Source organism: Desulfoscipio gibsoniae DSM 7213 (assembly GCF_000233715.2).
Lineage (GTDB): Bacteria > Bacillota > Desulfotomaculia > Desulfotomaculales > Desulfallaceae > Sporotomaculum > Sporotomaculum gibsoniae.
Genome location: NC_021184.1, coordinates 3,910,718 through 3,924,325, shown reverse-complemented (window position 1 = coordinate 3,924,325; position 13,608 = coordinate 3,910,718). Strand labels below are relative to the sequence as shown.

13 protein-coding genes are annotated in these 13,608 nt (G+C 40.4%); 9 read left to right on the top strand and 4 right to left on the bottom strand.

Going from position 1 to position 13,608, the window contains the following annotated elements:
* The first annotated feature begins 554 nt into the window (after nt 1-554).
* From DESGI_RS18420 to DESGI_RS18410, 3 genes are all read left to right on the top strand, one after another.
* A complete protein-coding gene (locus DESGI_RS18420; RefSeq protein ID WP_006520583.1) occupies nt 555-1,544 on the top strand; it encodes an Rpn family recombination-promoting nuclease/putative transposase in 990 nt (329 codons plus the stop codon).
* A 423-nt stretch (nt 1,545-1,967) separates the two neighbouring features.
* The gene (locus tag DESGI_RS18415; RefSeq protein ID WP_006520582.1) at nt 1,968-2,189 is read left to right on the top strand and encodes a hypothetical protein; all 222 of its coding nucleotides are present in this window, start codon (nt 1,968-1,970) and stop codon (nt 2,187-2,189) included.
* A complete protein-coding gene (locus DESGI_RS18410; protein WP_006520581.1) occupies nt 2,161-2,448 on the top strand; it encodes a type II toxin-antitoxin system RelE family toxin in 288 nt (95 codons plus the stop codon). Before DESGI_RS18415 ends, DESGI_RS18410 begins: the two co-directional genes overlap by 29 nt.
* 306 nt (nt 2,449-2,754) lie before the next feature.
* On the opposite strand, the gene DESGI_RS18405 is transcribed toward DESGI_RS18410, so the two are convergent.
* Nucleotides 2,755-3,657 (bottom strand): hypothetical protein, encoded by a 903-nt coding sequence (locus tag DESGI_RS18405; protein WP_006520580.1) that lies wholly within the window; start codon nt 3,655-3,657, stop codon nt 2,755-2,757.
* A 325-nt stretch (nt 3,658-3,982) separates the two neighbouring features.
* On the opposite strand from DESGI_RS18405, the gene DESGI_RS18400 reads away from it, so the two are divergent.
* The 3 genes from DESGI_RS18400 (at nt 3,983) to DESGI_RS18390 (ending at nt 6,771) form a co-directional block, all read left to right on the top strand.
* Entirely contained in the window at nt 3,983-4,285 is a 303-nt protein-coding gene (locus DESGI_RS18400; RefSeq protein ID WP_245561118.1) for an RpnC/YadD family protein, read from the top strand.
* Between the two features lie 784 nt (nt 4,286-5,069).
* On the top strand, nt 5,070-5,831 hold the full coding sequence (locus DESGI_RS18395; protein WP_006520578.1) for a type IV toxin-antitoxin system AbiEi family antitoxin domain-containing protein: 762 nt from the start codon (nt 5,070-5,072) through the stop codon (nt 5,829-5,831).
* Nucleotides 5,824-6,771: a nucleotidyl transferase AbiEii/AbiGii toxin family protein gene (locus tag DESGI_RS18390; RefSeq protein ID WP_006520577.1), complete on the top strand. Its 948-nt coding sequence runs from the start codon at nt 5,824-5,826 to the stop codon at nt 6,769-6,771. Before DESGI_RS18395 ends, DESGI_RS18390 begins: the two co-directional genes overlap by 8 nt.
* Nucleotides 6,772-7,042: 271 nt before the next feature.
* Here the strand turns inward: DESGI_RS18390 and DESGI_RS18385 are convergent, their stop codons facing one another.
* On the bottom strand, nt 7,043-7,342 hold the full coding sequence (locus tag DESGI_RS18385) for a hypothetical protein (RefSeq protein ID WP_006520576.1): 300 nt from the start codon (nt 7,340-7,342) through the stop codon (nt 7,043-7,045).
* A gap of 163 nt (nt 7,343-7,505) precedes the next feature.
* On the opposite strand from DESGI_RS18385, the gene DESGI_RS18380 reads away from it, so the two are divergent.
* From DESGI_RS18380 to DESGI_RS24040, 3 genes are read left to right on the top strand one after another with little or no spacing between them, the layout of a single operon-like run.
* Nucleotides 7,506-9,881: a DNA topoisomerase III gene (locus DESGI_RS18380; RefSeq protein ID WP_006520575.1), complete on the top strand. Its 2,376-nt coding sequence runs from the start codon at nt 7,506-7,508 to the stop codon at nt 9,879-9,881.
* A gap of 5 nt (nt 9,882-9,886) precedes the next feature.
* Nucleotides 9,887-10,249 carry a hypothetical protein gene (locus tag DESGI_RS18375; protein WP_006520574.1) on the top strand — a complete coding sequence of 121 codons (363 nt, stop codon included), beginning with the start codon at nt 9,887-9,889 and terminating at the stop codon, nt 10,247-10,249.
* Between the two features lie 12 nt (nt 10,250-10,261).
* Nucleotides 10,262-10,519, top strand: a complete 258-nt coding sequence (locus tag DESGI_RS24040) for a hypothetical protein (RefSeq protein WP_006520573.1) — start codon at nt 10,262-10,264, stop codon at nt 10,517-10,519.
* Here DESGI_RS24040 and DESGI_RS18370 read toward each other — a convergent pair.
* Nucleotides 10,472-11,521: a hypothetical protein gene (locus DESGI_RS18370; RefSeq protein ID WP_006520572.1), complete on the bottom strand. Its 1,050-nt coding sequence runs from the start codon at nt 11,519-11,521 to the stop codon at nt 10,472-10,474. The genes DESGI_RS24040 and DESGI_RS18370 overlap by 48 nt on opposite strands.
* Nucleotides 11,522-11,655: 134 nt before the next feature.
* Complete coding sequence (locus DESGI_RS18365; protein ID WP_006520571.1) at nt 11,656-13,602, bottom strand: serine hydrolase domain-containing protein; 1,947 nt, start codon at nt 13,600-13,602, stop codon at nt 11,656-11,658.
* Between the last annotated feature and the right edge of the window lie 6 nt (nt 13,603-13,608).

Below are 13,608 nucleotides of genomic sequence, written 5' to 3'. Positions count from 1 at the left end.
AATGACCCATTGCTACCCAAATGAGAACCAATCATATAGTTATTCTCTTTCTGTGCTCACCGAAGAATGCTAAAGTAGTAATAATTCAAATTATAGTGCATAAAATAGTCGCGTCGGAAGCTTTGAGCCTTTTTAATTATATCTATGCAACGGAAATATAGTCATCAACACCAATGGTAATGAGTTCGGTTATAATTTTGTCGGTTAAGGTGAGTACCGATATGCAAGCAGGCCAAGTGATTGCCGAGATAAAATTTTTTACTATATTGAGCAGAATTATAATTATATTCTACTTTTCCATACGGGCCGCTAACCAGCAATATTTCCTGGGGCTAAGTTCCACGGCTTTATAACAAAACCGGGTGCTTCCTCCATATTTTTCCAGGAAAGCTGAGGAACAATATCCTCGGCTTTTTTGTTTTTTTATTGCTCTATAAATGATTTAGATGATGTGGCAAAAACACCTAAAACTACATCCAGCTAGAACTGTATTCTCCAATCCCCTGTTGACCCGGTTAATCCCATGATATAATACCAGTAAGGAAGTGAACAAATTGCCAGACCGAGGAAAAGTGGCACAAAACCCGCCCCATCACCCCCACGACAAAGGATACAGGCAGCTACTGACTAACAAAAAGACCTTCCTGGAACTGCTACAGACCTTCGTGGTAGAGGGCTGGGTGCGTGAAATAAAAGAGGGTGACCTGACGCTGGTCAACAAGTCCTTCGTATCGCAGGACTTTAGCGACAAAGAGGCTGACATAGTGTACAGAATGCGGCTGGGCGGAACCGATATAATCTTCTACATACTCTTAGAACTGCAGTCAACCGTAGACCATACCATGCCCTTTCGTTTGCTGCAATACATGGTTGAGATATGGCGGGACATCTACAAAAATACCTCGGAAAAGGAACGGAGACGCAAGAATTTCAAACTACCGCCCATCGTGCCCGCCGTTCTCTATAACGGCAAGAAAGGCTGGACGGCCCACCAAAGCTTTAGAGAGTACCAGTCGGGACACGAACAACTTTCCGGACGTTTACTTGACTTTTCCTACATCCTATTTGATGTAGTTCGCTATAGCGAGGAAGACCTGCACCGGGCAGCCAACGTGGTGTCCAGCGTATTCTACCTGGATCAGACTGTGGACCCCCGTGAATTAGTGTCTCGTCTCAGGAATTTGGCCGACGTATTGAAAGAAATGGACCAGGAACAATTCCGGCAAATAACAGTGTGGCTGAGGAACGTAATAAAGCGCAAATTGCCAGGATCACTGCAGAAGGAAATTGAACGTATACTAGATAAAACCGAGCCCCGGGAGGTGGAAAAAATGATCACCAACATTGAGCGGACGCTGGACGAGATGCAAAGGGCGGCTGAAGCAAGGGGAATGGAAAAAGGTCAAACAAAAGGCAAACTTGAAGGTAAAGTCGAAACAGCCAGAGCTGCATTAAGAGAAGGTTTAAATGTTGATATTATCTGTAAAATAACCGGACTGTCCCTGGAGACCATAATGGAACTAAAGAAAGATCTAGAAAACTAAAGCGAGAAGTGAGTTTGGCCTTTACCCCTGATAAAACGGGTCAAGGGCATGTTGCATTCTGTGAATGACGTGGTAGAAATAACCGGACTATCCATTGAGACCGTATTGGAACTAAAGAAAGAATAGGAAAACTAATATTAGTAGTGAAGTTAGCCCTTACCCGCACCTTTAAAAAGAGGGGTAAGGGCCTTTTGATGTTCTCAGAAATCCTTCTTTTATTTCACGCATCCAACCTTATTATAAAGCTTTATTAAATATGTTAAAATAAGTAATTGAGGGAGGGGTCACTACTTAGTGCAAGACTGAAAAAAAGGCATTGGGAAACATAAAAGAAGTCATTGAATTGTGTCTTTAAGTTAGAAAAGAACAGAGATTACCTCTTTGTTTATACATAGTTAAAATTAGATTGAAAGGGTGATGATAATGGCGCTTTCAAGGGTAAGACAGGTTATTGAACAAATAAAAACTTTCTCACAAGCTGAAAAAACCGAGTTATTTAAGACCTTGCTTAATGAAAAACTACTACCACTTTATGAAGACCACTTTACCGAAGAAGAAATTGCCGAAATAAAAACTGCCCGGCAAGAAGTGGCCCTTGGAGAGTGGGTGGATTTTGATGAGTTTCGAAAAAAATTCGATGTATAGTCTCCGCCTCTCCAAAAGAACAGCCAAATTTTTATCTAAGCTTGACAAAAACACGACAACCCGAATACTTGACAAGATTGAGTTACTGAAGGCTGATCCTTATCATTTGCCAGGAGCAAAACAATTAACTGGTCATCTAGAAGGACTATATCGGCTGCGCATCGGCAACTATCGTGCAGTGTATGAAATTAATGAAAAAGGCCATATTGTTATAGTACTTGTAGTTGGTCCGAGGGGCGATATATATAATAAGCTTTAATCTCGTATTAATAAGAAAGTAGATTAATAACTATAATCCCGCTCCCCTGTAATTGCCTGCCTAAGTTGAAAGTCTAACTTGCTATAACATTGTATGGGTTTAAGAAACTGTCGTCTCAGATATTTTCGGGAAACCTGAGGAACCCTCTTTTTCAAGGGGAAATTTATAAAAAAATTCAAACGTAAGCCCGGCATATATGTTAAAATAATCCACTAGAAACCAAAACTCCACAAAAAAAGAGCAACTATTTGCAAAACCGGTTCTACATGTTGACCTAAAAAGGGCGTATTGGATACGTTTTTTTCTTTACTTGCACCTGTTGGTATAAAGAGTTTTTAACTCATATTGAGATAAAACTACAACTGCCCTATGATTAAGAAATAGACCTCCCTGCATCTCTGGGCGGAAAGCCTCTTTATTCTCCCAGGCATAAATCAAAATCCAGGCTGGTTTATCCCTAAATAAAGCTTGTTCAAGGTATATAGGTAAAAGATAATTTTTATCTGAGGAAAGTCCTTGGTTTTTTTTAAGACCATGTTCAGCTTGGCTAATAAAGTTCTCACCACTTATCTCTACAGCTTCCAACGTATTTTTCAGTTGTTTTTTATAAAAGGTAATTAAATATTCACCGTCTTGAGGATTCATGAGTCCTACTTGATTAAACTTTTGGTTTTTCGGATCTCCATTGGTAAAAACCAGTCGGTCTATGGAAGATTTATCATAATTTTTACTGCTGGTATTAACGATTGGGTCAGGGGTCACCTCCCGAAAATATGGCAACCTTTGTTTTCCCTCTATTTGGTCAAAAATTATTTTTCCGGTTTTATACTCTACCAAAGCATGCCTCTTCTCGGTTTTATACTCCCAGAATAGATTTTCTTCGGTTCTTACAACCAACTTCGAAAGTAAAGACAAATAACGATCCCGAATTATCTTATCAGCCCGTAAAGAATTATCAAGGTATAATAGTTTGACATCCTTCACCTTGGCTGCACTATTATCTTCCTCGTGAAGGATGTTGACTACAACTTCCCAAGCACTTTTCCCCGGACCGGGAAAATTCTGATAGTATATAGCTTTGGCCAAAATCATGGGATTGGTTAGGTAAGCACTTCTGATAATGCGCGGATAATGCGTGATTTCAAAGATTACCCCAAAGGTTAGGACAAGTAATACAATGATTGATATAAATATAAGTTTCTTTCTCATGCATGCTCCTTTCAATTTTTGTATTCTATGTTAATCAGTTGGCCTGCCTCGGTTCTGGTAAGTTGTTTCCCAATTGCCATTATTCATGCAAATTATCAACCTCCTGGATGCGATCCTTTATTAAAAAGGACTATATTTGTCAAGGGAAGGTTCCAAATAAAATAACTTTTTGAAAAAATTTATTTATCACTGGACCGTTAATATGTTTAAAAAGCTAGCGCAAAGAAGCATACGGCTTTATCTCACCGGGTTGGGCGGAACCGAAATAATCTAGACTGTGGACCCCCGTGAATTAATGTCTCGTCTTAGGAAGTTGGCCGACGTATTGAAAGAAATGGACCGGGAACAATTCCGGCAAATAACAGTGTGGCTGAGGAATGTCATCAAACGCAAATTGCCAGGATCACTGCAGAAGGAAATTGAACGTATACTGGATGAAACTGAGCCCCGGGAGGTGGAAAAAATGATCACCAACATTGAGCGGACGCTGGACGAGATGCAAAGGGCGGCTGAAGCAAGGGGAATGGAAAAAGGAATTAAAGAAGGTCAAACGAGAGGCAAACTCGAAGGCAAGCTTGAAGGCAAAATTGAGGTTGTAAAAATTGCTTTGAAAAGGGCTTCTCTGTGAATGACGTGGCAGAAATAACCGGACTATCCATGGAGACCGTATTGGAACTAAAGAAAGAATTGGAAAACTAAAATTTAGAAGTGAAGTTAGCCCTTACCCTTATAAAGAGGGTAAGAGTTTTTTTGTGTTCTCAGAAAAAAGCAAAAGAGAGATCCGGTGTTTGAACAGACCGAATTGAACCAAGAGCAAGCGCTTCGGGTTGCCCCGGATACTTCTCACTTTAGTGAGGGGAAGAGGTCACTTTTTTATATGGGCCGCTAACTTGCAATATTTCCTGGGACTAAGTTCTACGGCTTTGTAACAAATCCGGGTGTCGCCTCTAGATTTTTCCAAAAAAGCTGAGGAACTATATCCTCGGCTTTTTTGTTTTTATCGCCTCTATAATGTCGGGCTTATTGTTCTAACTCAAGTTTAACATTAACCACCCTGAAAGATAATGGACTCAGGAAATACGATACGTTTGGCAGGGTATAAGTGGTCACCAGAGTAAAAATTGTAGATCGTTTTAAAGCCCTAAAAAATACGCCACATTGAACGAAATTGCCTCGGTAGTACACGTCAGTGTGGTTAACCGCTGGAAGAAGGAGTCCTTAGAAGGTGTAAAAGTCAACCAAAAAGACTCCGGGGTTTTTTATATTAAAACGGCTAGATCCTATTTGCGCTAAAAAGTTAATATTTTTATTAACCAATTGATAAAATAAGGAACCAGGGATATAATGGTGTATCAAATATCTCTGGAAAGTTAATAATAGTATTAACTTAAGGGGAATTTAAGGAACTGGTGATGAAGATGAAGTATTATGAGGATTTTTTAAAGCTTGAAGTGTTTAACTTCGAGGAAGCTCAAAAAGTAGTGGGAAGCACAGGAAACGCCAAGGTTCTCTTAAACTCATACGTAAAGAAAGGCCTTGTTAAGCGGGTGCGCAGAAATTTATACTGTGCTGTAAACCTAGAACATAGAGATGCCCCTGCCAATCGCTATTTGATCGGCAGCAAGATAAATAAAAGTGCCTACCTGACATATAATTCGGCTTTTGATGTGCATGGATTATCCCACCAGGTAAGCTTTGTGGTATATATAGCATCGGATAGCAAAATATCTGACTTTGAATTTGAAGGTATTTTATACAAGTATGTGGGTAAAGGAATCGATGAAGGGGTTGCCTGCTATCGCTCCAATGAAAAAATCAAGTTTACAGACATCGAAAGAACGGTTGTTGATTCCATAGACAGAACAGATTATTGTGGTGGACCTCATGAGTTAGATGAAATATTAAAAATATGCCCTGTCCTTGATAATGAAAAGCTGCTTAAATATTTAGAAGCCCATAATAAAAAGGTCCTATATAAAAAGGCAGGGTATTTCTTGGAGCGCCATCAGCAATCACTTGGGATAACCAATGAATTATTGAGTTTGATGGAAAAAAGGACCGGGAATACGAAAAAATATTTGAGTGAAGAGGCCCGTAGCGGCGGTGTGTTAATCAAACGTTGGGGGCTAATTGTTCCGGAGACTTTTGAAGAAAAAGGTGATTTATTTGTTTAACGCGGATAGAAAATATTATCTTGCATTGTCCGAAAAGTCAGGATTTCACAAAGATGTAATTGAGAAGGTTCATCGTCTGACAACCATACTTGAATATACAAATAGCAATGCTTTTTTAAGAGATAGATTGGTTTTAAAAGGTGGGACCGCTTTAAATCTCACTATTTTTAATTTACCTAGGCTATCCGTTGATTTAGATTTTGATTTCCACTCCTATGATGACCGGGAAACGGTGCTTAAAGATAGGATAAAGGTAAAAGAGTTGTTTCAAGCGTATTTAAATAGAGAAGGGTATACCGTTTCTCAAAAATCAAAAGATCACTTTGCTTTAGAGTCAATTGTAATCGGTTACCAAAACAATGCAGGGAATCATGATAACATAAAAATTGAGGTTAACTACTCATTAAGGCATCATATATTGCCAATAGTTAAGCGGAAAATACATACAAGTTTATTTGGTGAATTAGGCGAAGTAAGGACATTAAACGGCATCGAGCTGACAGCTTCCAAAACAGCAGCATTATTTAACCGTTTAGCAGCAAGGGACTTTTACGATTTATATAATGTGAAAAGATACAGCATTATTTCTGAAGAAGATTATGATCTTTATTGTAAAGCTGTGGTTTTTTACGGCTCTATATCTGGTGACCAGGCTAAATTAAATTTTTCCCCCAACCGGGTAAACGAGCTTACAAAGAGAACGGTTTACCAAGATTTGTATCCTATGTTAGTAAAAAGTGAGCGCCTTGATTTAGATTATGCTAAATCTGAAGTTAAGGAGTTCCTATCAAGTACGATAGTTGTTATACCAGAGCAAAAAGAGTATCTGCAGCAGTTTTTTCAAGGAAATTATAAACCAGAGCTATTATTCAGTGGTGAAATGTTGGAGAATATTAAAAACCATCCTATGGCAATTTGGAAAACTATGAACAGGCGATGAAAAATGTCCTAGAAACCAAAGACCATTATTTGACAATAACTACTGAAATCCTTCTTTTATTTCACGCACCCAACCTTATTATAAAGCTTTATTAAATATGTTAAAATAAGTAATTGAGGGAGGGTCACTACTCAGTGCAAGACTGAAAAAGAGGCATTGGGAAACATAAAAGGAGCCATTGATTGTGCCTTTAAGTTAGAAAAGAACAGAGATTACCTCTTTGTTTATACATAGTTAAAATTAGATTGAAAGGATGATGATAATGGCGCTTTCAAGCTTGGCTAAAAAAGTTCTCACCACTTATCTCCACAGCTTCCAACGTATTTTTCAGTTGTTTTTTATAAAAGGAAATTAAATATTCACCGTCTTGAGGATTCATGAGTCCTACTTGATTAAACTTTTGGTTTTTCGGATCTCCATTGGTAAAAACCAGTCGGTCTATGGAAGATTTATCATAATTTTTACTGCTGGTATTAACGATTGGGTCAGGGGTCACCTCCCGAAAATATGGCAACCTTTGTTTTCCCTCTATTTGGTCAAAAATTATTTTTCCGGTTTTATACTCTACCAAAGCATGCCTCTTCTCGGTTTTAGTGGTTCGAGAGGATTTATTGAAAAACAGTAGCAAATACACTAATAGAGCAAGTCCCAAACCGGGGAAAAACAAGGATCAAGGCAAAAAGGAATTAATCAAGTCTTTGTATATGTCCTAAACAAAAGGATGGTGAGAACGGATGAAAAAATTTATACTTGCCGAAAAACCATCGGTGGCCCGCGACTTGGCCGCAGTGCTTGGCAGCTTCCAGAAAAAAGACGGCTACCTGGAAAATGACGAGTACATAGTCTCTTGGGCTATCGGTCATCTGGTAGGGTTGGCTGAACCGGAGGATTATGACGTTCAGCTAAAAAAATGGACCCTGGATGCGCTGCCAATAATGCCAGCTAATTTTAAACTTAAAACCAACCCGAAGACAATAAAGCAGTTTAAAATCGTTAAGCAACTGGTTAACAGATCCGACGTCGGGCAGCTTGTCTGTGCCACCGACGCCGGGCGGGAAGGTGAACTTATCTTTCGCTATATTTACCGCCTTACCGGTTGTAAAAAACCTTTTATGCGGCTCTGGTTATCGGAAACCACTCCGGCAGCGGTGCAGCGGGGTTTTGCGGAACTTAAGCCCGGTGAGCAGTTTAATAACCTGGCAGCAGCTGCAGAAGCCCGCAGCCAAGCGGATTGGCTGATTGGTATTAACGCCACCCGGTCGTTTACGGTAAAGCACAACACATTATTATCCATTGGCCGGGTGCAAACTCCCACCCTGGCACTCATTGTCAACCGGGAACGCGAAATAAAGAACTTTGTACCCGAGCCCTACTGGGAACTATATGCCGAGTTTACTAAAAGCAACGGACAGGCATACACCGGCAGGTGGTTTAACGGCGAGCAAAACCGGTTCCATGCCCTACAGGCTGCCCAGGCGGTGCAAGCAAGGGTTAATAACCAGCCGGCCCATGTGCTGGAGGTGGAGGAAAAAGAGGTAGCAGAGCTCCCGCCGCTTTTGTTTAACCTTAACGACCTGCAAAAGGAGGCCAATAAAAAATATGGTCTGGCGGCAGCCAGGACATTAGAACTGGCCCAATCTCTGTACGAGACCAGGAAGTTGTTAACTTATCCCCGTACAGACAGCCGCCACTTAACAAGGGAACTGGCTAAAACCATTCCCGGCCGCCTGTCCGCATTGGCCAGCGTTACCGAATATGAGCCATATAATAATGTCACCGCAAAGGCGGCTAACACCCTGGGTAAGCGTTATGTAGATGACGGTAAAGTAAGCGACCATACAGCGCTTATACCCACGGATATCAAGCCGGTTTTGTCCAATCTGCCACCGGACGAACGTAAGATATATGACCTGGTGGCACGCCGGTTCCTGGCTATTTTCTTTCCGCCAGCCAGGTATAAACAAACTAAAGTGATAACCGAAACCGCCGGTGAAACGTTCCTTACTACCGGTAGAGTGGAACTGGACAAAGGTTGGAAAACGGTGTACGAAAGCGTAAAAAATGACCCCGATGAAGGTGAAGATAGCGGTGTAATACCCGAATTGGCCAGGGGTGAAACAGTTCAAACTACCAAAACAGAAATCAGGGAAAAAGAAACAAAGCCTCCCAAACGCTATACTGAAGCCAGCCTGCTGGCAGTCATGGAAGGGGCCGGTCGGCTGGTGGAAGACCGGGAGCTGAAAGCGGCAATGAAAGGGCACGGCCTGGGTACCCCGGCTACCAGGGCGGCTATCATTGAGCGCCTTCTCAAGGTGGGTTACATTGAGCGCCACAAGAAAACTTTAGTTCCCACCACAAAAGGTGAAACACTAATCGACCTGGTACCGGAAATAATCAAAAACCCGGAGCTTACCGGCCAATGGGAAAAAACACTGGCCGATATAGAAGCCGGAACGGCTAAACCCGGGGAATTTATGAACGGCATTAAACAGTTAACCGGTGAGATAGTTGAATTAGCCCGCAGCCAGGCAGCCAGCAATCAGGTCCAAACAAGGCGTGAAGCGTTAGGCAACTGTCCTCTTTGTGGCAAGGCAGTGATAGAGGGCAAAAAAGGCTACGGCTGCAGTGGTTACAAAGAAGGCTGTAAGTTTATTATATGGAAAGAAATTGCCGGTAAAAGTATCACCCAAAGTCAGGCTAAAACACTGCTGAAAAAAGGCAAAACCGGTATCATAAAGGGCTTTACCTCTAAAGCCGGCAAAAAGTTTGAGGCTGCATTACAAATTAATAACGGCAAGGTGGAATTCTTGTTCATCGAAAACAATAGCGGTAAAAAAGTAAGCCTGGGCCAGTGTCCAATATGCGGCAAAGAAGTAACCGAAACATCCAAAAGCTATAGTTGCAGCGGCTATAAGGAGGGCTGTAAATTCGTTATTCGGAAAGAGATAGCCGGTAAACGCATTAGCGTTCAGCAGGCCCAGAAATTATTAACAAGCGGTAAAACCGCTTTAATTAAGGGTTTTAAATCAAAAGCCGGTAAAAGTTTTAATGCATTTTTAGCACTTGGACAAGACGGAAAAGTAGAGTTTCAATTCACAGTAAAGGTGTAACCAATATGCCGAGAAAAAATACAATTGAGTTTATTATGCGTTTATTTAAAACAACTAAACGTAAAGTTTGCTTTAGAGATAATATGGACCGCATTGGCAAGCTGTACCTGCCCCTTTCATTAGTGGATAAAATGAACATCAGCGATGAAATTATCGTACAGCTGGCACCGAAAAAAAGCGATTTTCCGACCGGCGGGTATGTAACCAGATTTGTATACGAAAAGGAGACAACTAAAAAAATCCGTTTTACCGAGGATATTGCAGAAATAGGTGAGCTGGGCATAATTTATATCAGCAAAAGTATTCTGGAAATTATGGGCTTACAGGATGAAATAGCTGTGCGGGTCGTATATCGGCAAAAGGGATAGGGGGTGCTGCGGTTGGGTGTTAACCAAATGCGCGGGCCAACTGGCCTCAAATTGCCATTAAACCATAATCAACAAAAGGGCATGGAGTTAATGGAAGCATTGATCGGGCTGTTAAAGGGTGACTTCCCCATTAATCAACGGCATATGCGCTCCATGATGACCTTATCGGCCTGGTCGGAGGAAAAGTTGTTTTCTTACGCTCCTTGGATTTTAACAAACTACTTAAGCGTTTTTATCCAACCTATTCTGCCACTGCCCATCCATCAATGAGGGCTCTTTTAATTCCACTTTGCCTTTCCAGCTGTATTTGGTTGGCCAGTTCTTAAATATTTTTACGAATGTAACCAACAATTTATAGGCTAGAGGATATCTGCCTGGATGCCATTTCTTAAATTGGTTCAGTTCGACATGGACCTGCTCTGCAATTTTCATAAGCTGGTATTGGCCTTCGGTGATTTTATTCGAGGATATATATATATCAAAAGAGCCTTTTATGCACTCACTTTCAGGTAATTCTAGCAGATTCGGGAATCCACCGGGAAAATGTAGCTTTGCGCTATACATACCCTGCCCGATTTGTATTTGATTAATTTTTCCTTGTGCATCACAGTGGATTTCTGTTTCATCATGTATTACTATTTTGCCAGGTATTGCATCAAAACATAAGGGCTTTGAACCATTGGAATTGAGAGCTACTATGGTTAGTTTAGAACAATATCTTGTCAAGTATGTGCGCTGTCCGTTCATCAAAAGAGGGAGTGTCGCAGGTTCAAGGACCCGTTCATCTAGTGAACAGTGAATCTGTGTAGTTTTTCTGTACGCAAAATCTATATCATACATATAAACAAAAAAAAGCTTCTGAGGGGTTTCGATTCTTCCTCCAATTGGAGCTAATAAGGGTACGGGACGCTTACGTTTACTTGTTTCAATCACTTTTAACTCATTCTTCCTACCTTGTTTATCTGTGAAAATCAGATGAACCTGCAACCCATTTTTCGTAACTTCAAAAAAGTTTTTCTCAAAATGTGTCATCTTCAAGTCAGCAATTCCTGCACCAACGCTAAAACTTTCATCGTGATTGATACCAGATTCGTAATAGACATCAACTTTTCCATTCTTCCGATAGCGTAGAAGGCGAATCCCTCTACCATTTATCGGATCATCAAAGAATTGCGGCTCAAAGTCTTCAAATTCCTCATCCTCTTTAAAGCTAATAACTGCAAGCCTAATCATAGGCTCAAATACAAAATGAAAGGGTAAGACATATTTCATGTTGGGCCTCCCTTCTTATCTTTAATTGACATTCCCATATTACTATCACTTGCCATCCCAATTTGTTTAGTCTTATATTATTTTCACCCCGCTTTCTGTTTGCAGAGATTTTTTCACACCACCATTCAGCAGCACTAATTAAATATATTCCAATAACTGATTAGCCACATCAATCCCAGAACTGCCAAAGTAAATATGCTGTAATGAACTTGGGCAATCCGCCTCCCAATTCCCTTTTTCCATACAATCACTGTAAAAAGCACCAGTAGACAACTAAAAATCCACATAAGTGTTGGTATAAAATCAAGTAACGGATTTCCTTCTGCAGGCATGTATGCTTCTTTTGGCAATTGGTATACAGGATCAATGCCTGAAGAAAATATGTTGGCGAATAAAATCAGGATGATGATACTGGTACAAATTCCAACCCAAGAGGCAATGACAGAAAACTCAGAGTTCTTATTCTTTCTCCGTCTGAACAACCCCAAAATCTTTATAATTATCCAGTAAGTAAGCGAAATAAATATGATTAGCATTATGATTATTGCGGCTAATGCTGTAAAGCTCATAGTTGAATAAAATGGAGCTTTCGAATATGTCATGGGTCCATCGGTGGTTAACATTATTTTGCCAAAAGGATCTGTTTTAAATATAATTTTATGAAACTGGCCAAAGGCATCCTGGGTTCTTCCTTCTCTGAGATTCTGATAGACACCGGACTCAATTTCAATAAATTTATTTGTTTCTCCGCCATTAGTTACCAGGAGATATCCATCCTCATTCACATTAACATTAATAACACCCCCAGCTAAAATGCCGACAATTTTCTCATCAGTTGTAACACTTCTCCGGTTCATCTGGTATTCACCTATAAACTTATTAGCCCTTTCCCGGCTGCCTTCGTCAGGTACTCCCTTTATTTCAGCTTTAATTGGATAGTAAAAATCCATAAACTCTTGAAAAACCTCGGAATGGAGAAGCAAATTACCACCACTGTAGGAAATAAAAATTCCTGTATTCACTTCCGGCACCAAGTAAAGACCTGCGTTATAGAGCATAGTACTCCCACCATGAAAAAGTACCTCTTTGTCATTAAAGACCCCCTCCATGAATCCAAGAGTCATACCTCCCAACGTCGGATCATAGGTAAAGTGCTGCTCATGCATTTCTTTTACGGTTTCTTCCTTAAGGATTTGTCCTTCGCTATAAGCGCCACCAGATAAATGGGCTATCATGAAATTGGCCATATCTGAGGCGGTACTGCTCATACTACCTGCCGGGTCGAGCATGATATATTCGGAACTTGCTTCAGTATATGACCCATTAATAAATCTGTAGGGTTTGGCGATAAGGGCCGGCGAATCCAGCGTTGGAGGTTGCCGGTAGGTACTGTTATTCATATTCAAAGGCGTGAAAATATTTTTTTCAACATAATCTGAAAAGGGCATGCCAGATAATCTTTCTACAATATAACCTGCCAAAGCAGTACCATAATTTGAATAGGCAGCAACTTCACCAGCGGGAAATATCCTTGCAGGCAGGTAGTTCCGTACATATTCATTCAGAGGCATAAGTTCATCTGCCGAAAGTCTGAAAAGCATGTCAGGATAATCTTCAAAGCCAGGGGTGTGGGTCATCAAATGGGTCATTGTTATCGGTTTTGCTATAGTTTTCTGGAGGGGTTTTTGAAGCTGTGGTGATATTTCAAAATCTAAATATGCATTTATATCTGTGTTTAGATCCAGCTTGCCAGCTTCAACAAGCTGCATCACCGCAGTCCATGTAATCAATTTGGAAGTGGAACCAATACGAAAAAGGGTGGTATCGGCATCAACCGGGATATTATTCTCAATATCCGCCAAGCCGAATCCTTTCTTATATACAATTTCACCATCCTTCACAACCGATACTGTCGCATTTGGAATATGATATTTATCTATCTTAAAATTCATTGTATTGTCAAAAAAGTCTTCTAAGCTGGTATCTTGAATATTACTTGCAGAAGCAACAGTTGTTGATAAGGTCAAAACATAGAATATCAAAAAGCCAACGAAGGTAAGATATTTAATTCTTTTAAACATTTTATT